The sequence below is a fragment of the Nonomuraea sp. NPDC050556 genome, from assembly GCF_044457355.1.
Classification (GTDB): domain Bacteria; phylum Actinomycetota; class Actinomycetes; order Streptosporangiales; family Streptosporangiaceae; genus Nonomuraea.
Genome location: NZ_JBITGU010000002.1, coordinates 202,097 through 221,239, shown reverse-complemented (window position 1 = coordinate 221,239; position 19,143 = coordinate 202,097). Strand labels below are relative to the sequence as shown.

22 protein-coding genes are annotated in these 19,143 nt (G+C 70.0%); 10 read left to right on the top strand and 12 right to left on the bottom strand.

Translation table 11 applies throughout. The features are described 5' to 3' along the window. Positions 1–12: 12 nt before the first annotated feature. The gene (locus ACIBG8_RS19125) at positions 13–543 is read right to left on the bottom strand and encodes a PadR family transcriptional regulator (protein WP_397344165.1); all 531 of its coding nucleotides are present in this window, start codon (positions 541–543) and stop codon (positions 13–15) included. A gap of 56 nt (positions 544–599) precedes the next feature. Here ACIBG8_RS19125 and ACIBG8_RS19120 point away from each other — a divergent pair, with 56 nt between their 5' ends. After that, the gene (locus ACIBG8_RS19120; RefSeq protein WP_397344164.1) at positions 600–1,277 is read left to right on the top strand and encodes an SDR family oxidoreductase; all 678 of its coding nucleotides are present in this window, start codon (positions 600–602) and stop codon (positions 1,275–1,277) included. Here the strand turns inward: ACIBG8_RS19120 and ACIBG8_RS19115 are convergent. Both ACIBG8_RS19115 and ACIBG8_RS19110 read right to left on the bottom strand, forming a co-directional pair. Beyond that, positions 1,267–1,785 carry a cupin domain-containing protein gene (locus ACIBG8_RS19115; RefSeq protein WP_397344163.1) on the bottom strand — a complete coding sequence of 173 codons (519 nt, stop codon included), beginning with the start codon at positions 1,783–1,785 and terminating at the stop codon, positions 1,267–1,269. The two genes, ACIBG8_RS19120 and ACIBG8_RS19115, sit on opposite strands and share 11 nt — an antisense overlap. Beyond that, the gene (locus ACIBG8_RS19110) at positions 1,782–3,368 is read right to left on the bottom strand and encodes an MFS transporter (protein ID WP_397344162.1); all 1,587 of its coding nucleotides are present in this window, start codon (positions 3,366–3,368) and stop codon (positions 1,782–1,784) included. Before ACIBG8_RS19110 ends, ACIBG8_RS19115 begins: the two co-directional genes overlap by 4 nt. 88 nt (positions 3,369–3,456) lie before the next feature. Between ACIBG8_RS19110 and ACIBG8_RS19105 the strand changes: the two genes are divergently transcribed. From ACIBG8_RS19105 to ACIBG8_RS19085, 5 genes are all read left to right on the top strand, one after another. Next, a complete protein-coding gene (locus ACIBG8_RS19105) occupies positions 3,457–4,275 on the top strand; it encodes a helix-turn-helix transcriptional regulator (RefSeq protein WP_397344161.1) in 819 nt (272 codons plus the stop codon). A gap of 26 nt (positions 4,276–4,301) precedes the next feature. Beyond that, positions 4,302–5,459, top strand: coding sequence for an allantoate amidohydrolase (locus ACIBG8_RS19100; RefSeq protein WP_397344160.1), 1,158 nt, complete (start codon positions 4,302–4,304; stop codon positions 5,457–5,459). Beyond that, on the top strand, positions 5,450–6,787 hold the full coding sequence (locus tag ACIBG8_RS19095) for a formimidoylglutamate deiminase (protein ID WP_397344159.1): 1,338 nt from the start codon (positions 5,450–5,452) through the stop codon (positions 6,785–6,787). Before ACIBG8_RS19100 ends, ACIBG8_RS19095 begins: the two co-directional genes overlap by 10 nt. A gap of 5 nt (positions 6,788–6,792) precedes the next feature. Continuing rightward, the gene (gene hutI, locus ACIBG8_RS19090) at positions 6,793–7,941 is read left to right on the top strand and encodes an imidazolonepropionase (RefSeq protein WP_397344158.1); all 1,149 of its coding nucleotides are present in this window, start codon (positions 6,793–6,795) and stop codon (positions 7,939–7,941) included. A 122-nt stretch (positions 7,942–8,063) separates the two neighbouring features. Then, positions 8,064–8,999 carry an RNA polymerase sigma factor RpoD/SigA gene (locus tag ACIBG8_RS19085; RefSeq protein WP_397344157.1) on the top strand — a complete coding sequence of 312 codons (936 nt, stop codon included), beginning with the start codon at positions 8,064–8,066 and terminating at the stop codon, positions 8,997–8,999. Positions 9,000–9,111: 112 nt separating this feature from the next. Here ACIBG8_RS19085 and ACIBG8_RS19080 read toward each other — a convergent pair whose 3' ends face one another. Beyond that, on the bottom strand, positions 9,112–9,678 hold the full coding sequence (locus tag ACIBG8_RS19080; protein WP_397344156.1) for a TetR/AcrR family transcriptional regulator: 567 nt from the start codon (positions 9,676–9,678) through the stop codon (positions 9,112–9,114). A 78-nt stretch (positions 9,679–9,756) separates the two neighbouring features. On the opposite strand from ACIBG8_RS19080, the gene ACIBG8_RS19075 reads away from it, so the two are divergent. Beyond that, positions 9,757–10,548 carry an alpha/beta fold hydrolase gene (locus ACIBG8_RS19075; protein WP_397344155.1) on the top strand — a complete coding sequence of 264 codons (792 nt, stop codon included), beginning with the start codon at positions 9,757–9,759 and terminating at the stop codon, positions 10,546–10,548. Then, entirely contained in the window at positions 10,541–11,032 is a 492-nt protein-coding gene (locus ACIBG8_RS19070) for a methyltransferase family protein (protein WP_397344153.1), read from the top strand. Before ACIBG8_RS19075 ends, ACIBG8_RS19070 begins: the two co-directional genes overlap by 8 nt. On the opposite strand, the gene ACIBG8_RS19065 is transcribed toward ACIBG8_RS19070, so the two are convergent. From ACIBG8_RS19065 to ACIBG8_RS19035, 7 genes are all read right to left on the bottom strand, one after another. Then, the gene (locus ACIBG8_RS19065; RefSeq protein WP_397344152.1) at positions 10,950–11,615 is read right to left on the bottom strand and encodes a glycerophosphodiester phosphodiesterase; all 666 of its coding nucleotides are present in this window, start codon (positions 11,613–11,615) and stop codon (positions 10,950–10,952) included. The two genes, ACIBG8_RS19070 and ACIBG8_RS19065, sit on opposite strands and share 83 nt — an antisense overlap. Beyond that, a complete protein-coding gene (locus ACIBG8_RS19060) occupies positions 11,612–12,367 on the bottom strand; it encodes an inositol monophosphatase family protein (protein WP_397344151.1) in 756 nt (251 codons plus the stop codon). The genes ACIBG8_RS19065 and ACIBG8_RS19060 overlap by 4 nt, the downstream gene beginning before the upstream one ends. Beyond that, on the bottom strand, positions 12,364–13,377 hold the full coding sequence (locus tag ACIBG8_RS19055) for an ABC transporter ATP-binding protein (RefSeq protein WP_397344150.1): 1,014 nt from the start codon (positions 13,375–13,377) through the stop codon (positions 12,364–12,366). Before ACIBG8_RS19055 ends, ACIBG8_RS19060 begins: the two co-directional genes overlap by 4 nt. Continuing rightward, complete coding sequence (locus tag ACIBG8_RS19050) at positions 13,374–14,171, bottom strand: ABC transporter permease (RefSeq protein WP_397344149.1); 798 nt, start codon at positions 14,169–14,171, stop codon at positions 13,374–13,376. The genes ACIBG8_RS19055 and ACIBG8_RS19050 overlap by 4 nt, the downstream gene beginning before the upstream one ends. Next, entirely contained in the window at positions 14,168–15,025 is an 858-nt protein-coding gene (locus ACIBG8_RS19045) for an ABC transporter permease (RefSeq protein WP_397344148.1), read from the bottom strand. Before ACIBG8_RS19045 ends, ACIBG8_RS19050 begins: the two co-directional genes overlap by 4 nt. Next, positions 15,022–16,143 carry an extracellular solute-binding protein gene (locus tag ACIBG8_RS19040; protein WP_397344147.1) on the bottom strand — a complete coding sequence of 374 codons (1,122 nt, stop codon included), beginning with the start codon at positions 16,141–16,143 and terminating at the stop codon, positions 15,022–15,024. Before ACIBG8_RS19040 ends, ACIBG8_RS19045 begins: the two co-directional genes overlap by 4 nt. A gap of 131 nt (positions 16,144–16,274) precedes the next feature. Then, the gene (locus ACIBG8_RS19035) at positions 16,275–16,628 is read right to left on the bottom strand and encodes a nuclear transport factor 2 family protein (protein ID WP_397344146.1); all 354 of its coding nucleotides are present in this window, start codon (positions 16,626–16,628) and stop codon (positions 16,275–16,277) included. A 55-nt stretch (positions 16,629–16,683) separates the two neighbouring features. On the opposite strand from ACIBG8_RS19035, the gene ACIBG8_RS19030 reads away from it, so the two are divergent. Both ACIBG8_RS19030 and ACIBG8_RS19025 read left to right on the top strand, forming a co-directional pair. Then, entirely contained in the window at positions 16,684–17,259 is a 576-nt protein-coding gene (locus tag ACIBG8_RS19030) for a CGNR zinc finger domain-containing protein (protein WP_397344145.1), read from the top strand. Next, a complete protein-coding gene (locus ACIBG8_RS19025; RefSeq protein ID WP_397344144.1) occupies positions 17,256–18,002 on the top strand; it encodes an MOSC domain-containing protein in 747 nt (248 codons plus the stop codon). Before ACIBG8_RS19030 ends, ACIBG8_RS19025 begins: the two co-directional genes overlap by 4 nt. On the opposite strand, the gene ACIBG8_RS19020 is transcribed toward ACIBG8_RS19025, so the two are convergent. Then, positions 17,999–18,922, bottom strand: a complete 924-nt coding sequence (locus ACIBG8_RS19020; protein ID WP_397344143.1) for an ABC transporter substrate-binding protein — start codon at positions 18,920–18,922, stop codon at positions 17,999–18,001. The two genes, ACIBG8_RS19025 and ACIBG8_RS19020, sit on opposite strands and share 4 nt — an antisense overlap. Positions 18,923–19,143: the final 221 nt, after the last annotated feature.

The following is a 19,143-nucleotide window of genomic DNA, read 5'->3' as shown; positions in this document are numbered from 1 at the left end:
GCTCTCCTTGCGTTAGGGGAGTTCGTCGTCCTCGACCTTCGTCAACGCCTCTTCGCACCAGGACAGCTGGGCCTGGAGCATGCCGATGTTGAGCTTGAGGTTCTCGTCGATGTGCCGGGGCGCGCCGTAACGCTGCTTGCCGCCGAGCGCCCGTTCTGTCATGGCTATCGACATCTTGAGCTGGTCGATCCTGCCACGCAGCGCGCCGAGAAGCGAAGGTTTATCCAGCCGGTCCATGAACGTCATCGCGACCTGGAAGGGGTCGACGATGGGCTTCATCTCGTACCAGTAGGTCATGAGCAGGCGGTAGAACTCGAACCGCCCGTCCTCGGTGAGCTGGTAGACCGTCTTGCCCGCTTTGCCGCTCTCGACGATGTCGAGCAGGCCCTCGTCGGCCATCTTCGACAGGCCGTGGTAGATCGAGCCGTAGGCGACGTTCGCCCAGAAGTCGGCGCCCATGAGCTCCAGCTGGCGGCGTACCTGGTAGCCGTGGAGCGGGCCGTCGAGGAGGGTGCCGAGGATCAGCACGCGTGTCGAGGACATGTACTCAAGTTTGTATGCAAATTTGAGTACGCGTCAAGCCTGGATAGTGTTGGTTCATGACTGAACGACCGATCGCGCTGGTCACGGGGGCTTCTCGGGGCGTCGGCGCGGCCACGGCGCGGGCGCTCGCGCTGACCTATCACGTGGTCCTGGGCGGGCGTGACGCGGCGGCCCTTGAGGAGGTGGCCGCGTCGCTGCCGTCGGCCGAGGTGTGGGCCGCCGAGCTGACCGGGGGTTTCGAGGCGCCCGCGCTTGAGCGGCTGGACGTGCTCGTCCACAGCGCGGGGGTGGTGACGTTGGGAACGGTCGCCGAGACGCCTGCCGCGGTGTGGCGCGACACCTTCGAGGTCAACGTGGTCGCTGCCGTCGAGCTGACCCGCCGGCTGCTGCCCGCGCTGCGTGCGGCGCGGGGGCATGTCGTGTGCGTGAACTCGGGGGCGGGGTTGCAGGCTAACCCGTCATGGGGGTCCTATGCGGCCAGCAAGTTCGCGTTGCGCGCCTTCGCCGACGCGTTGCGCCAGGAGGAACCCGCGCTCCGGGTGACGACGGTCTACCCGGGGCGGATCGCGACCGACATGCAACGAGGCGTCCGCGACCAGGAGGGCGGGGCCTTCGAGAGCGAGAAGTACCTGGAGGCGGAGACGGTGGCGCGCGCCGTGCTCGCCGCGATCAACGCGGGACCCGACGCGCACCTCACCGACCTCACCCTCCGCCCCCGAGGCTTCAGAGCGTAGGGGGAAGGATCCTCATCGGGGTCAGGGGCTCCATGTCGTGGCGTAGGCGGAGGGCGGTGAGTGCCTCGGGGTCCGGCGCGCCGCCGCGGGAGAGCAACTCGCCCACCTCCTCCAGGTAATTCTCGTGGCCGGGTGGGGACACCTGGAAGAGCATGCGGGCAGGGGTCGAGCCCGGGTTGGAGAAGGCGTGCGGGCAGCCCGCCGGCACGAACATCGTGCTCCCCGGCCCGCCGCGCACCACCTTCTCGCCCGACGCCGACTGCCACGCCTGCCAGTCGCCCGCCGTACGGACCGTGGGTTCGAAGGCGAGCAGGTCGAGCTCGCCCTCCAGCACGTAGAACAGCTCCTCGGCCTCCCCGTGCCGGTGCGCCCCCACGTCGAACCCGGGCGCCACGACGACCTCGAAGAACGACCACACCGTCGACACCCCCTCGCCGACCTTCAGCGTCATCCCGCCCGCCTGGAGCTGCCTGCCCGCACCCGGCGGGATGATCAGTCCATCCGTCATGACTGCTCGCTTTCTCGCAGATTCCTGACCGCCATCAGATGCGTGACGACCGGCCGTGGTTCGGTGAGCAGCGCGACCGCCTGGCCTTCGGCCTTCCTGTCGTCGGCGGTGACGCGCTGGTGCTGGTGTTCGTGCTCGGCCCAGGTGGCGCAGGTGTAGGCCTCGACCACCCGCCCTGGATCGTCGACGTCTTCGTACAGACGCCACGTCATCGCGCCGTTGCGCCGCCGTTCCCGCTCGATGTCGCGCATCACGGCGGCCAGCCGCGGCACGTCCTCCGGCTTGACCCGCCACTCGACGGTGATCAGCACCGGCCCGGACGAGCGGTCGAAGGTGAGCATCGGCTCCAGCGGCGTCGGGTAGGTGTCCGGCCGGATGTCGACCTCGGCCCGCCCGGCCAGCCGCATCGGGGCGGCGGCCAGCGCGATCAGCAGCGTGACTCCGGCAGCGGCGAGCAGCGCCGTCTGGACGCTCCACGCCCCGGCGACGGCGCCCCAGGTGAACGCGCCACCGGCCATCGACCCCTGCATGACCAGCCAGAAGACCGACAGCCCGCGCCCGCGCACCCAGTTGGGCAGGACGGCCTGCACGGTCGCGGTGATCGTGGTCAGTACGGAGATCAGCCCGGCCCCCGCCACCACCAGCGCGAGCAGGACGACCGCCGGATGCGTGGCCAGCGCGATGGCGACGAACGCCACCACGTACCCCAGCGCCCCCACCGCGGCCACGGCGTCTGGCCCGAGGCGCGCCCTGAGCCTGGGCAGCGCGGCCGCCATGAGCACCGCGCCCAGTCCCAGCGCCCCGAACAGCAGACCGAACGCCGCCGCGCCGAGCCCCAGCCGCCCCCTGGCCACCAGCGGCAGCAGCGCGGGCAGGCAGCTGCTGCAGAACGCGAACAGCGCGAGCCTCGCGTAGAGGACGAGCAGCGAGGGCGAGTTGCGCACGTACCGCAGCCCGGTCCGCATGGCCCCGAAGAGGTGTTCCGGCGGCAGCCCGCCGCCCCGCTCCGCGGGCCGCCACGACCGCACGGCGACGATCACCGCCACGAAGCTGGCCGCGTTGAGCAGGAACACCCAGCCCGGGTCGGCCGCCACGATGATGAGTCCGCCGAGCGCGGGCCCGATCGCCTGGGAGAGGTTGATCGACAGCGACCCCAGCGCCGAGGCCGGTGCGAGCTCGGGACGCGGCACGACCTCGGGCGTGATCGAGATCCACGCGGGCTGGCTGAGCGCGGCCACCACGCCGATCGCGGCGGTGAAGGCCAGCAGCCGCGTGGGCGTGACCACCCCGGTCAGCGTGGCGACGCCGAGCGCGCTGGCGACCAGGGCGCCGAGCGCCTGGGTGGTCATCAGCAGCCGCCGCCGGTCCAGGACGTCGGCCAGCGCCCCGGCGAACAGGGCGAGCGCGAAGGTGGGCAGCGCCACCGCCGTCTGCAGCAGGGCGACCATCGAGGGTTCGCTGGTGAGACTCGTCATCACCCAGGCGGCCGCTGCCACCTGCATGAAGGTGCCGACATTCGAAATGAGCCCGCCCAGCCACAACGTCCTGAACACGCGGTGGCGCAGCGGAGACCACGCATCCATGTCGCCGATGATCCCGTGTCCGTTATCATCCAGCCAGATCTACTTTGGTCCTGGTATCACCATTACCACCCGGGGGTCACGCGCACATATGTCCTCCCGCCGCGGTGAGTTAGCCGCCTTCCTGAAGGCCCAGCGGTCCCGGCTGAAGCCGGAGGACGTGGGACTCACCCCGCCGCCCGGCCCGCGCCGTACGCCGGGGTTGCGGCGTGAGGAGGTGGCGCACGTCTCCGGGGTGGGCCTGACCTGGTACACGTGGCTTGAGCAGGGCAGGGACATCCCGGCCTCGGCGCGGGTGATCGACGCGCTGGCTAAGGGGATGCTGCTCACCCCCGACCAGTACCGGCACCTGCGCGTGCTGGCCGACCTGCCGCCGATCGCGCCTGAACCGCCGACGCCCGAGGCGATGCCCAGGCTGCAGCGGCTGGTCGACTCCGCCTCGCCCGCCCCGGCCGCCGTCTACGACGTGCATTTCGACTACCTGGCATGGAACACCGCCTACGCCCGCATCAGGCATGACCCGGCGTCGGCCGCGGAGAACCGGCGCAACCTGCTCTGGATGTTGTTCACGCACGACGAGGTCAAAGCGCGGATGCCGCGCTGGGAACAGGCCGCCCGCTCGGTGCTCGGCCAGTTCTGCGCCGCCGCGGGGGAGCGGGCCGACGACCCGCGCTTCGGCGAGCTGGTCGAGGCGCTGAGCGCGGCCAGCGAGGAGTTCCGCGAGTGGTACGCGGACTATCCGGTGCGCGGGTTCGTGCCGACGACGATCCCGATCGACCACCCGGAGGCCGGGATGATCGCGCTGGAGCTGTTCCAGCTCCGCCCGCTGGAGCACCCCGATCTCATCCTCACGATGCAGGTTCCCGTCACGGCCGACGACCGCGCCCGGGTGGGCTCGCTTCTCGGATGAATGAAGTTATTCAATAAGGTGTGGGGATGATTGAGGAACTTGCGCACATCGGTCGGGATCCTGCCACCAACGGTTATGTCAGGGACGCGTGGTCGGTCGCCGACATGGAGTTGCGCGAGTGGTTCCGCGGCGAGGCCGCCAGGCGCGGGCTGGACCTGCGCGAGGACCGTAACGGCAACATGTGGGCCTGGTGGGGCGACCCGTCGAGCGAACCGGGCGTGGTCACCGGCAGCCACCTCGACTCCGTACGGCAGGGCGGCGCGTTCGACGGCCCGCTGGGCGTCGTGTCCGCCTTCCAGGCGTTCGACATCCTGAAAAATCGGGGTCTGTTGCCGAGGAGGCCCCTCGGCATCGCGTGCTTCACCGACGAGGAGGGCGCCAGGTTCGGCGTCCCCTGCATGGGCTCGCGCCTGGCCACCGGCGTCCTGCACCCGGACCGGGCGCTGGCCCTCACCGACGACGAGGGCGAGACGCTGGCCGACGTCCTGACCAAGGCCGGGCGCGAGCCGCACGACCTCGGGCGCGACGACGAGACGCTCGCCCAGGTGGCGACGTTCGTGGAGCTGCACGTCGAGCAGGGGCAGGGGCTCGTGCACGAGGGTGCTGCCGTGGGGGTCGCCAGCGCGATCTGGCCGCACGGGCGGTGGCGGTTCGACTTCCGCGGCCAGGCCAACCACGCGGGCACCACCCGGCTGGAGGACCGCGACGACCCGATGCTGGCCTACGCCCGCAAGGTGCTCGACGCGCGAGAAGCGGCCGTGAAGCATCAGGTGGTGGCGACCTTCGGCAAGGTCCGCGTCTCGCCCAACAACGCCAATGCCATCCCCGGCCTGGTCGCCGCGTGGCTGGACGCGCGCGGGCCGGGCGAGGCACAGGTCAGGGCGCTGGTCGAGGAGCTGTCCGCAGGGCACGAGGTCAGCGAGGAGTCATGGACGCCGATCGTGGAGTTCGGCGCAGCCCTGCGCGACAGGGTTGCCAAGGCCGCGGGCCGGAACGTCCCTGTCCTGCCGACCGGGGCGGGGCACGACGCGGGGATCCTCGCGTCCGCCGGGGTGCCGAGCGCGATGCTCTTCGTCCGTAATCCCACGGGTATCTCGCACTCTCCCGAGGAGCACGCCGAGCGGGAAGACTGCGAAGCAGGGGTCGTCGCCCTCGCGAACGTCCTGGAGGAGCTGTGCCGGTAGAGCGGTATTGGTGCGAGTACGCCTGGCTGCCCGAGGGCGTCACGGAAAGCGTCGTCATCGAGGTCGACGGGCAGCGGATCACCGGCGTCGGCCACGGCGGGCCGGACGGGGCGGAAAGGCTGGCAGGGCTCACCCTGCCCGGCCTGGCCAACGCCCACTCCCACGCCTTCCACCGGGCGCTGCGCGGCGCCACCCAGACCGGCAAGGGCGACTTCTGGACCTGGCGCGACCAGATGTACGGCGTGGCCGCCACGCTCGACCCGGACTCCTACCTCGCCCTGGCCAGAGCCGCCTACGCCGAGATGGCCATGGCGGGCGTCACCTGCGTGGGCGAGTTCCACTACCTGCACCACGCGCCGGGCGGCGTGCCGTACGAGGACGCCAACGCGATGGGGCACGCGCTCATCCAGGCCGCCCGCGAGGCGGGCCTGCGGATCGCGCTGCTCGACACCTGCTACCTGACCGGCGGCGTCGGTACGGCGCTGGCCGGGGCGCAGGTCAGGTTCGGCGACGGCGACGCGGAGCGCTGGGCGGCCCGCGCCGAGGCGCTGGCAGCCGCCTACGAGGGCCAGGCGGACGTGGAGATCGGCGCGGCCATCCACTCGGTGCGCGCCGTGCCCGCCGAGCAGATGGGCACGGTCGCCGAGTTCTCCCACCGGCACGCGGCCCCGCTGCACGCGCACGTCTCCGAGCAGCGCGCCGAGAACGCCGCCTGCGTCGAGATGTACGCGGCCACGCCGGTCCAGGTGCTGCACGAGCGGGGCGCGCTCGGCCCGCGCTCCACGGCGGTGCACGCCACCCACCTCACCGAGGTGGACATCGAGCTGCTCGGCCAGTCGCGCACGCACATCTGCATGTGCCCCACCACGGAACGCGACCTCGCCGACGGCATCGGCCCGGCCCGCGCTCTGTTCGACCGCGGCTCGCCCGTCACGCTCGGCTCCGACAGCCACGCGGTGATCGACCTGTTCGAGGAGGCCCGCGCGGTCGAGCTGAACGAGCGCCTGGCCAGCGAGCGCCGCGGCCACTGGCGCGCAGCCGAGCTGCTCACCGCGGCGACCGCCGCAGGCCACGCCTCGCTCGGCTTCCCCGACGCCGGGCTGCTGGTCCCCGGCGCGTGGGCCGACCTGGTCTCCGTCCGGCTCGACTCGGTCCGTACGGCGGGCGCCACCAGGCACAGCGCCGCCGAGACCGTCGTCTTCGCCGCCACCGCCGCCGACGTGCACAGCGTCGTGTCCGGCGGCCGCCGCGTCGTCAAGGACGGCGCGCACGCGCTCGGCGACGTCGGCGCGCTGCTCCGATCCTCGATCTCCCTTGCGCAAGGATGAACCCCATGACTGCCACCCTCTTCGACCACATCGGCCTGCTGTACACCGGTGACCCCGCCCAGGAGGAGGTCGAGAACGCCGCGATGGTCGTCGTCGACGGCCAGGTCCTCTGGACGGGGCCGTCGTCCCGGGCCCCGGACGCGGACGAGCGGGTGGACCTCGACGGGCGGTGCGTGATCCCCGGGTTCGTGGACAGCCACGCGCATCTGATCTTCGCCGGTGACCGTACGGCGGAGTTCAACGCCCGCATGTCCGGCCGGCCGTACACCGCGGGAGGGATCAGGACGACGGTGGAGGCGACGCGGTCGGCGAGCGACGCCGAGCTGGCCACGCACGCGGCGGAGCTGGTCAGCGAGATGCTCGCGCAGGGCACGACGACCGTGGAGATCAAGGGCGGCTACGGGCTGAGCGTGGCCGACGAGCGGCGCTCGCTGGAGATCGCCACCGGGTTCACCGACGAGACGACGTTCCTCGGCGCGCACGTGGTCCCGGCCGGTATCCCGGCCGACGACTACGTGGCGACGGTGACGGGGGAGATGCTGGAGGCGTGCGTGCCGTACGCCAAGTGGGTGGACGTCTTCTGCGAGCGCGGCGCCTTCGACGGCGACCAGACCAAGGAGATCCTGCTCGCCGGGATCAAGGCGGGGCTGATGCCGCGGGTGCACGCCAACCAGCTCACCGAGGGGCCGGGCGTGCGGATCGCGGTGGAGCTGGACGCGGCCTCGGCCGACCACTGCACGCACCTGACAGACGCGGACGTCGAAGCGCTGGCCGGGTCGAACACGGTGGCCACGCTGCTGCCCGGCGCCGAGTTCTCGACCCGCTCGCCGTACCCGGACGCGCGCAGGCTGATCGACGCGGGCGCGACGGTCGCGATCGCGACCGACTGCAACCCCGGCTCGTCGTTCACCTCGTCGATGCCGTTCTGCGTCGCGCTCGCCGTGCGCGAGATGAAGATGACGCCGCGCGAGGCCGTCAGAGCCGCGACGTACGGCGGAGCCAGGGCGCTGCGCCGCGACGACATCGGGGTGCTGCGCGCGGGGTCGCGCGCCGACCTCGTCGTCCTCGACGCTCCCTCCTACGTGCACCTCGCCTACCGCCCCGGAGTGCCCCTGGTGCAGCAGGTTTGGCGCGACGGACTCAGGGTCGTCTAAGGGTTTCTCATCCCTCAGGAGGACATCCAGAACCGTCCCGCGGTCGTAGTGCTTTAGGGAATCTTTGCCTCGGACCGAACGTTGGCGGGGTATAGACGGCTGCGGGAACGAGGTGCCTGGGGATGGCAAGGCCTACGGGGAATCGCACGCAGGAGGTCGGAGATCGCGACCTGCTTGGGACGTATCTGGCTGAGATCGGCCGGGTGCCGCTTTTGACCGCCGAGGAGGAGGTCGAGCTGGCCAAGCGCATCGAGGCGGGGCTGTTCGCCGAGCAGTTGCTGGACCGCGGGGGCACGGAGCCGAAGTTCGGCGACGCGGCCGACGAGGAGCTGGGCACGCTGGCCGTGTCCGGGCAGCGGGCGAAGGACGAGTTCATCCAGGCGAACCTGCGCCTGGTGGTCGCGGTGGCGCGCAAGTACTCGGGGCGCGGGATGCCGCTGATCGACCTGGTCCAGGAGGGGAACCTGGGGCTGGTGCGCGCGGTGGAGAAGTTCGACTACCGGCGTGGCTACAAGTTCTCGACGTATGCGACGTGGTGGATCAGGCAGTCGGTGGGGCGCGCGATCCACGAGCAGGCGCGGCCGGTGCGGCTGCCCACGCACGCGGGCGAGCAGATGACGCGACTGATGCGGGTGCGGCGCGACATGCTGGCCGAGTTCGACGTGGAGCCGACGGACGAGGACCTCGCGGCGGTGCTGGAACTGCCGATCGAGCGGGTGCGCGAGCTGCGCAGGTGGGCTTCCGACCCGGTGTCGTTGCAGCTCGGCGTGGGGGACGAGGACGAGACCGAGCTGGGTGACATGATCGCCGACGAGACGTGGGCGGACCCGGAGCAGCAGGCGATCGACATCCTGGAGAAGGAGCGCCTCGACCAGTGGCTCACCGGGCTCGAAGGCGACACGCGGGACATGCTGCGGTGGCGTTACGGGCTGGTGGACGGGCGGGAGCACACGCTGACCGAGGTCGGCGAGCGTTACGGCATCGGTCGCGACCGGGCGCGCAGGATCGAACGCGACGCTCTGGCCCGTCTCAGGAAGATGGCCACGACAGCGGCCTGAAGACCCCTTTTTGTACGGCTGACGCCAAGGGACGGCCACCCGCCGACGTGGGTGGCCGTCCCTTTTCCATGGCACTCGGGAGGGGACGGCGGGCCGCCGTCACTGCGGTGTGTCACGCGCCGAGGAGGCGGTTGAGGAATTCCTCGATCGCCGCCTCCGCCTCCGTGGTCCTTCCGGTGCGGGCGGTCAGGAGGGCGATCTCGTTGATCGCCGCCAGCAGGATGTGGGCCTGGATGTCCACCTGCTCCTCGGGAAACGCGTCCACCGCCTTCAGCGCCGCCTTCAGCATGCCGAACGCGTGCCGTTCCTCCATGGCCCGCCACCGCTCCCACCCCAGCACCGCGGGCGCGTCGATGAGGACGATGCGCCTGATCACCGGGTCACCGGTCATCCGCACCCAGGCCAGCGCCCCCACCCGCAGCGCCTCCACCGGGTCGCCCAGCCCGCTTACCGCGTCCATGATGCGCCGCCCCACCTGCCTCTCGACGCCCTCCAGCACCGCTTCGAACAACGCGTCCTTGCCCGCGTAGTGGTGGTAGAGCGCCCCCCTGCTGAGCCCGGACTCCTGCAGCACCGCCTCGATCGAGGTGCCTTCGTAGCCCTGGGACGCGAACAGCCGGGTGGCGATCGCCAGGACCCGTTCCCGGGTGGCCGCGCCGCGCTCTGCCTTGAGGTTCATGAGACCACTCTAGACATACCGACTGGCGGTCGGTCATTATGTAGACCGACAGTCGGTTTGTAATCGTGAGGAGAGCTCATGCACGCGACAGACGTAGGTCAAGGCCCGGTCACCCTGTTCCTCCACGGCGTGGGAACCAGCTCCTACCTGTGGCGCAACGTCATCGCCGAGCTGCGGGGCGAGCGCAGGTGCGTCGCCGTCGACCTGCCTGGACACGGCGCCAGCGAACCCCAGGACGACATGTCCCTGCCGGCGCTGGCCGACGCCCTCGAAGAGTTCTGCGCAGGGCTCGACACCAAGGTCGACCTGGTCGCCAACGACAGCGGCGGCGCGATCGCGCAGCTCTTCGCCGTCAAGTACCCCGGCAGGCTGCGCACCCTGACGCTCACCAACTGCGACGTGCACGAGAACACCCCGCCGGAGGCGTTCCGCGGCACCGTGGAGCTCGCCCAGCAGGGCCAGCTCGTCCCGCTCACCAGGTCCCTGCTCGACCAGCCCGAGGTGCTCGCCCAGACCGCCTTCGGCCCCGGCTACGAGAACCTCAACCCGCAGGAGCTCGTCGACCACTACCTGCGGCCGATCTTCAAGTCGGAGGAGAGCGCGCTGGCCTTCGAGCGTATGGTGGCGGGCATCAACGCCAAGGACATGCTCGACATCGAGGAGCGGCTGACCGTGCTCGCCGTACCGACGCTGGTGGTGTGGGGGACCGACGACGTGTTCTTCCCCCTGGAGTGGGCGCGGTGGCTGCGCGACACCATCCCCGGGGTCAAGGAGGTCGTCGAGATCGAGGGCGGCAGGCTCTTCTTCCCCGACGAGCGCGCCGCCGAGCTCGTGCCGCACCTGAGAAGGCACTTCGCCAGCTATGCGTAGGTCAGCCGCCGCGACGGGTTCGTCGATCTTCTTCGCCCTCGCGCCAGGCACGGTCGCCGGGCTCGTGCCCTGGTGGATCAGCCGATGGCGGTTCGAGCCGATGTGGCTGCCCTTACGCGTGGTGGGCGGGCTGGTGGTGGCCGCCGGGACCGTGCTGCTGGTCCAGGCGTTCGCCAGGTTCGTCATGGAGGGGCTGGGCACGCCCGCGCCGGTGGCGCCCACCGAGAACCTGGTCGTCGGCGGGCTCTACCGCTGGGTGCGCAACCCCATGTACGTGGCCGTCGTGGCGGTGATCCTCGGCCAGGCGCTCCTGTTCGGCCAGCTCGGGCTGCTGTGGTGGGGCCTGGTCGCGTGGGCGGTCATGGCCGGGTTCGTCAAGGTCTACGAGGAGCCGGTGCTTCTCAGGCGGTACGGCCAGGCCTACGAGGACTACCGCCGGGCCGTTCCCGCCTGGTTGCCACGGCCACCCTCGGCAGGTTCGTGATCAGCACGTCGACGCGGGGATCGTCGAGGAACCCGGCCATCAGGGCGGGATCGTCGACGGTCCACAGCATCACGCCGATCCCGTGTCGCGCACAGGCGTCCAGGGCGTCCGCGTCGGCCAGGGTGTGCCGCAGCGCGACCCAGTCGGCCCCGCAGGCGAGGATCCTCTCGATCGAGAACTCCTCGCCCAGCGAGAGCCCGGTGAGTGTCTCGGGGAACCCGGCCTTGACCTCGGGGATCGCGGCGTCGGTCAGCCCGGTCGCCACGAACCCGTCCATCCCGTAGCTGTCGATCGCCATCTCGACGATCTCCAGCTCGTAACCGGTCTCCTTCAGGTCCAGGTGCCCCTTGAGCTTGCCGCCGAGGAAGGCCATCAGCTCAGGGATGCGCGGCGCCTCGAACCCGAGCCTGGAACAGAGCTCCTTGTACGACAGCCCGCCGATCGGGTCGTGGTGGGCGACGTAGACGCCGTCGCTGGTCCGCCTGATGTCGAACTCGGCGTACTCGGCGCCGCTGTTCACGGCGGCCTCGTAGGAGTCCCAGGTGCAGGGGTGGCCCGCGTGGGCGGAGATCGCGGCGCTCACACCATCTCCCAGACCGCTCTGGCGAGCGCCGCTGGCCCGACGACCAGCCCGTCGGGCGGGATGTCGCCGTCCGTCCACGGCGTGCCGTCCTTGGCGAGCACCACCGCGCCGGACTCGCGGGCGATCAGCGCCCCGGCGAGCACGTCCCAGGTGTTGTAGGCGTGCGACACCATGGCCACGCACCGGGCCGCCGCGACGCTGGCCAGCGCCAGCGCGGTCGAGCCCATGATCCGGGTGACGCACTGGGCCTCGGCCAGCGAGGCCATCAGCTCCGGCATGCCCGGCCAGACCTCGGTCCCCTTGAGCTCGGTCAGCACCACCCCGCCGGTCAGGTCGTCGGCGTCGGAGCAGCGGACCACGCGGCCGTCCAGCCGCGCCCCGCCGCCGCGCACGGCGCTGAAGACCTCGCCGCGCCACGGGTCGGCCACCACGCCCACGACGGCGCCCTGCCGGTCGGCGACCGCCAGGCTGAACGAGGACCAGCCGAGGCCGTGCACGAAGTTGGTGGTGCCGTCGACGGGGTCGACGTACCAGGTCACCTCGCCGTCCCCGGTGGCGCCGAACTCCTCGCCGACCACCCGGTGGCCGGGGAACGCCTCCTGGACGCTGCGCCGTACGAGCTGCTCGATCTCGCGGTCGGCGTCGGTGACCCAGTCGGCCCTGTCCTTCTTGGTCTCGCCGGCCGCGTAACCCTGCCGCATGCGGGCGCAGGCCTGCTCGGCCAGGTCGAGGGCGAGCGTCTCCCACCTCATGAGGCCTCCCAGACCGCGGCGCGGGCGATCTCGACCCGCACCGCCGTACCCTCGACCAGCTCGGCCCCGGTGGAGACGAACGCGCGCAGGCGCTCCTCGCCCAGGCTGAGCACCAGCTCGGTGTAGTGGCCGCGGTGGATCACCCGCGTCACCGTCGCCGGGCCGTCCGCGTCCGCCGAGACCTTCACGTCCTCGGGCCGCACGCCGATCTCCTGCTCGCCGTCCTCGGCCTCGCCGTGGAACGCCACCTTGACCTCGCCGACGGCGAGCTGGTCCCCGTGTACGGTCGCCGTCAGCAGGTTCATCGTGCCCACGAAGTCGGCGACGAACTTGGTGCGCGGGGCCCGGTAGACCACGGCGGGCGGGTCGTACTGGTCGATCCTGCCGCCCGTCATCACCGCCACCCGGTCGGAGATCGACAGCGCCTCGTCCTGGTCGTGGGTGACCAGCACCGTGGTGATGCCGACGCGCTGCTGGATCTCCCTGATGTCGTCGCGCACCCGCTCGCGCAGCTTCGCGTCCAGGTTGGACAGCGGCTCGTCGAGCAGCAGCACCTTGGGCTCCAGCACCAGCGCCCTGGCCAGGGCGACACGTTGCTGCTCGCCGCCCGAGATGCGGCCGGGGTAGCTGTCGATGTGGTGCGAGAGGTTGACCGTGTTCAGCACCTCCTCCACCTTCGCCCTGATCTCCGCCTTGGGCAGCTTGCGCAACCGCAGGCCGAACGCGATGTTCTTGAACACCGTCATGTGCGGCCACAGCGCGTAGTTCTGGAACACCATCGCCGTGGGCCTGCGCTCCGGCGAGATCCCGGTGACGTCCTGGCCGTCGATCAGGAGCCGCCCGGAGTCCGGCTTCAGGAAGCCACCGATCATGCGCAGCGTCGTCGTCTTGCCGCACCCCGACGGGCCGAGCAGCGAGACGAGCTGCCCGGTCTCGACCACGAGGTCCATGTCGTCGACGATGGTCCTGCCGCCGAGCACCTTGCTCACCGACTCGATGTGCAGACTCATCTCAGTTGGAAACCCTCCGCTAGCCTGCCGCCCATGACGTGCTTGCGCACCAGCAGCATGAGCACGACCGACGGTACGGACAACATGATCGAGAACACCGCCGCCGCCTGCTCCGGATAGTTGAGCACCAGCGTGTACATCTCCGTCGGCATCGTGATGTAGGTCGGCGTCCCGACCAGGAACGTGCCCTGCGCCTCGTCGAACGAGGCCAGGAACGCCATGATCATCGCCACCAGGATCCCGGGGGCGGCGATCGGGAACGTCACGCTGAAGAACGTGCGGATCGGGCCGGCGCCCGCGTCCCGCGCCGCCTCCTCCAAGCTCCGCGGCACCGCGGCGAACGCGGCGGCCGGGATCCAGGTCATGACGACGAGCGTGCCGAGCACATGCACGACGACCACGCCGGTGAACGTCCCCATGATCTTCAGGCTGTAGAACAGCCCGGCGATCGTGACGAACAGCCCCATCTTGGGGAAGGCGTTGGTCGCGAACAACGAGAGCAGCATGATCCGGCGACCGGGGAAGTCGTAGCGCGCGAACGCGTAGGCGGCCGGCAGGCAGATGACCGACGAGATCAGCACGGTCACCGGCGCGAAGACGAAGCTCAGCCTGATCGACCCGCCGAGCTGCGCGTCGTCGAGCACGGTACGCCACCAGTGCAGCGTCCACTCCTGCGGCAGCAGCCGCGGATACTCCCACGACTGGGCGAAGGCGCGCAGCGACAACCACACCAGCGGCCCGAGCACGAACCCCATGAGCGCCAGCACGAGCAGGCTCGACCCGACCCGCCTCATCGCGCCGACCTGGCGTTGGCGCGGACGTAGAAGTACCCGATCCCGGCCGCGAGCACGAACACCACGACCGCCATCACGACGGCCTGCTGCGCCTGGTTGAACGACTGGTAATACTGCGTCATCGTCACGCCCAGCATGTTCGGCGCGTTCGGCCCGATCAGGTACGGCACGGTGAAGCTGCCCAGCACCCCGATGCCGGTGAACGTGGCCACGATGATCGTCGGCAGGGCGGCCATCGGGATCATGATGCTCCGTACGGCCCGCGCCATCGACGCTCCCGAGTCGCGGGCCGCGTCGATGAGCGTGTCGGGCACCGAGGCCAGTCCCGACGAGATGAGCAGCACCCCGAACGGCAGGTGCGTCCACACCTGCCCGACGACCACGCCGCTCAGCTTGTACGCCAGGACCGGCGAGTCCTCCCAGCCGAGCAGGTGGAAGACCGTCCTGGTGAAGCCGTCGGTGGAGTAGAACGTCAGGATCGCGTACGAGGCGATCACGACGGGGATGAACATCGGCACGATCGACAGGACCGTGACCAGCTTGGCCGCGATCCCGTCGGAGAAGCGCGCGTAGAGGGCGATGCCCCAGCTCAGCACCAGCACCACGGCGACCGACACCACGGTGATCCCGACGGTCACCGCCAGGTCGGTGCGGAACGACGGGTCGCCGAGCACGTCCTCGTAGGCGCCCAGGCTGCCCCCGAGGTGCTGCTTCTGGGCCAGCGAGGCCACGACGGAGTTGATGCTTCCGTCGTAGCCGAAGGAGTAGGCGACCGCGGCGATCACCGGCAGGCCGATGAAGAAGGCGATCACCAGGATCGGGGGGAGCGCCAGGAGGAAGCCGCGAACCCTCATGGAACCGTCTTCTGCCACGCCTGCTTGGCGTCGGCGTCGGTCTGCGTCTCGAACCCGGCTCTCAGGTTGGTGGTGTCGAGGCCCTTGAACTTGTCCTGGAGGTCGGCGGGCAGCTTGTCGGCCCCGATCGCCGGGTAGCCGGACATCTTCCGCACGATCTCGGCCTGGGTCTCGGGCTTCAGCAGGTGGTCGAGGAACTTGGCCGCCTGGTCCTTGTGCTTGCTGTTGACCGCGACGCCCACGTAGGTCGGGCTGCCGCTGAACGGCGGGTCGGTGATCTGGGCCAGCTTGACGCTCTCCCCGATCAGGCCGCTCTGCTTGGCCGCGAGCACCTGGTCGGACCAGACCGGCGCCATCGCGATCTGCCCCTTGCCCAGGAGATTGAGCACTTCCTGGTTACCGTTGGGGTAGACGTTCTGGTAGATCATCGGGGTCAGGCTCTTGAGCTCGGCCAGGCCCTTGTCCCACTGCGTCTGGATCGACTTGTCGTACGCCTGGGAGGACTTCTGGGCGGCGGCCGGGTCCATGTGCATGGTCAGGACCGTGTTCAGGAAGGCGTCGCCCGACCCGCCGGTGTTGGGCGAGTTGTAGGTGAACTTGCCGGGGTTGGCCTTGATCCAGGCCAGCAGCTCGGCCATGGTCTTGGGCGGCGTGGCGACCTTGGTGCTGTCGTAGGCCAGCACGACCGACGATCCCCGGTACGGCATGGCCCGATGGTCGACCGGCACCAGGAGCTGCTCGTTGACCCCGGCCAGGTTCGGGATCTTGGACTTGTCCAGGGTGTCGGCGAGCTGGCCCCTGGCGGCGTTCTTCACGATGCCGGAGTCGACGACGTCGAACGGGGCGTCGGAGTTGGTCTTCACCGACGCGCCGAGGCGGTTGAGCATGGCCGAGTCGTTCTGGCCGTGCTCGGAGAAGACCAGGTTCACCTTGATGTCGGCGTTGGCCTTCTCGAAGCTGGGGATCAGGGTCTTCTGGTAGAGGTCGCGAACGTTCACATCGCCCGACACGTAGACGGTCAGGGTGTTTCCGCCGCCCGCCGCGGTGCCGCCATTGCCGCCGCAGGCGGTGAGCACGGCGAGTGCGAGTGCGACTAACGGGATGGTCTTCTTGGTCATCGGTGCTCCCCTTGCGACGTGCCAACAGCAGGGTGGCGATCAAGACTTGCTCCGAATGTACAGACATACGGGCATATACACCACAGGTTGACTCGTTTGGACGCCGCGATTTAGGAGGACCGTAACCTCCGTTACTGCACGGGTGTGATCTGGAAAAGGGATGCCTTCCACGCGCCGTCCCTGCGGACGAACGACGTCGTCGCGAGCACGCGCATCGTGCCGCCCCTGGGGGAGTCGATCTCGACCGTGCTGGTGTGCAGGACGGCGTCGTCGGTCAGCCGCAGCACGTGGTGGCCGGACTGCTCGGTGCGGGTGTAGGGGTTCTCGTTGGCCTCGAACATGCGCAGGATCGCCGCCCGGTCGGTCATGACGCCCCAGGGGGAGACGCTGATCACTTCCTCGGTGAGGAGGCGGTCGTAGAAGGCGGCGTCGCCGTTCCTGTTGGCGGCCCAGGCCTGCTCGGTCAGCTCGATGATCTCGTCCATGATTTCTCCTGTTCGTCTGACACCGGTTTAACCGGTGTCAGGTTACCCTAGGCGTATGTTGACGACCGGCGCAATCGCGCTGACCCCGACGTTCCGGTTCGACGCCGGGGCGTTCTCGCTGGAGTTCCTGCTCAGCGGGGCGGTGGATCCGTGGGAGCAATTGCACCAGCCGGCCGACCTGGCGGCGTGGATCGGCCGGTCGAGCCTCGGGGTGACGGAGCCCGTCGCGGTCGAGGAGGGTGACCTCGAGGCGGCCAAACGGCTGCGCTCCGCCGTACAGACGCTCGCCGAGGCTGCGGTCGCTGGCGAAGCCCTCCCCGGGGCGGCGGTGGAGGTGCTCAACGCCTTCGCGGCTGCGCCGACGGTGGTGCCGGTGCTGGGGGCGGAGCTGCGGCGGGGGTGGGCGTCGCCGGTGACGGCCACGCAGTATCTGTCCGCGGTGGCGCGGGACGGGATCGACCTGTTCGGCGGGTCGCGGCTGGACCGGGTGCGGATGTGCGCCGGTGACCGGTGCGCGCTGATCTTCTACGACACGTCCAGGCCGGGGGCGCGCAGGTGGTGCTCGATGGACCGGTGCGGGAACAGGAGCAAGCTCAAGACCCGGCGCGGCCGGGCTACGATCACCCCGTGAGGCAAGTGGGGACGATCGACGCGCTCTATCGGTATCCGGTCAAATCTCTCCTGGGGGAGGAGCTCGCGGTCGCGGACGTGGGCGAGCGCGGGGTGGCGGGCGACCGGGCCAGGGCCGTGATCGACGTGGCGACGGGCAAGGTCGCCAGCGCGAAGAACCCTCGGCTGTGGGCGGGGTTGCTGACGCTCGACGGTACGGCGCCGCCGGACGACGCTGCCCTGTCGCGGATGTTCGGGCGGGAGGTACGGCTGGCCGACGTGCCGCCGGAGGGGGCGGAGCTGGAGCGGTCGGTGCCTGAGGAGGTGCTGGAGAAGGGGATCGCGGCGGAGGTCGGGATGACGATCAGCCGGATCGGGGCCGCGGCGCCTGGGACGTTCTTCGACTTCGCGCCGCTGCACGTGATCACGACGTCCACCGTGGAGAGTGTGGGTGTGGAGGTCGTGCGTTACCGCCCGAACCTGGTGATCCGCACCCCTGAAGAGGGCTTCGTGGAGAACGCCTGGGTGGGCGGGACGTTGCACATCGGGGAAGACCTGGTCATCGAGGTCATCGTGCCCAGCCCACGGTGCTCGGTCCCGACCCTGGCCCACGGCGACCTCCCCCGTGACACCGACGCGTTGCGCATGGTCGCCAAACACAACCTCGTGCAGGTTCTCGACCTCGGCAAGCGCGCTTGCGCCGGTGTCTACGCGCGGGTACAGAACCCCGGAACCATCCGCCCAGGCGACCCCGTGCTCCTCTAGCCCTTGGTCAGTGAGGTCAGCTTGGTGTCCAGGTCGTCGAGGATCTTCCCGGCGGCCGTGACGCCGATGCCGGTCATCCAGACCTCGTCGTCCACGTTGTGGGCGTTGCCTGACTTCACCGCGCCGAGGTTCTTCCACAGCGGGCCGCCGGTGATCGTCGCCTGGGACTCCGCCGCCGCCGCGCCGTACGCCGAGTAGAACAAGGCGTCGCCGTCCGCCTGGGCGATGTTCTCCTGGGACAGCTTCCCGAACCGCTTGTCCTCCTGCGCCGCCAGCATCTGCACCTCCGGCCGCCCGATCCCCGCGTCCCCGACCACGATGCCGCTGAACGACTGCGGGCCGTACATCCGGATCTCCGTCGGCATGAAGCGCACGATGCTCACCTTCAGCTTCCCGAACTTCGCCCCGAACGACGACGCCCGGGTGGTGTAGGCGGAGAGCAGGGAGGCCGCCTGGTCCTTCTTGCCCAGCGCCTCGGCGTCCAGCAGGAAGTTCTCCTTCCACGTGACCCCGACCTTCTCCGTGAACACCGTCGGCGCGATCCGGGAGAGCTTGTCGTAGAAGGCGGCCTGGCGGAACTTGGAGCCGAGGATCAGGTCGGGCTTCAGCGCCATGATCGCCTCGAGGTTGAGCGACTGGAGGGTGCCGACCGGCTTGGTGGCCGACAGCGACGAGCCCAGGTACGCGGGCCACTTCTGGTTCTCGCCCGCCTGCGCCGCGCCCACCGGGGCCAGCCCCAGCGACACCATCGTGTCCAGCTTGTCGGTGTCGAGGACGACCACCCGCTTGGGCGCCTCGGGCACCTTGGTCTCGCCCATGGCGTGCTTGACGGTCCGCGTCGGCCCGTCTGCGGCTGGAGTGCCGGAAGAACCGCACGCGGTGAGGGCGAACAACAGGAGAAAGGCGAGAGCCGGGCGCATCCAGGATCCTTCGTCGAATAGGTAAGGCAAACCTAACTATAGGCCCCATATGAGCCAAAGGTCCGAAGTGAGCTGGCCGAAACAAGCACGAAACACCCACCCGGCGAGATTCACGAATGTGAAACACACCCGGTCGAGCGCTGAAACGGCAGAAGAACACGCTTCCAACCAGCGTCAGTGCGCAGCCCGGTCAACGGAGTCCTGGAGGCGATCACTGCCAC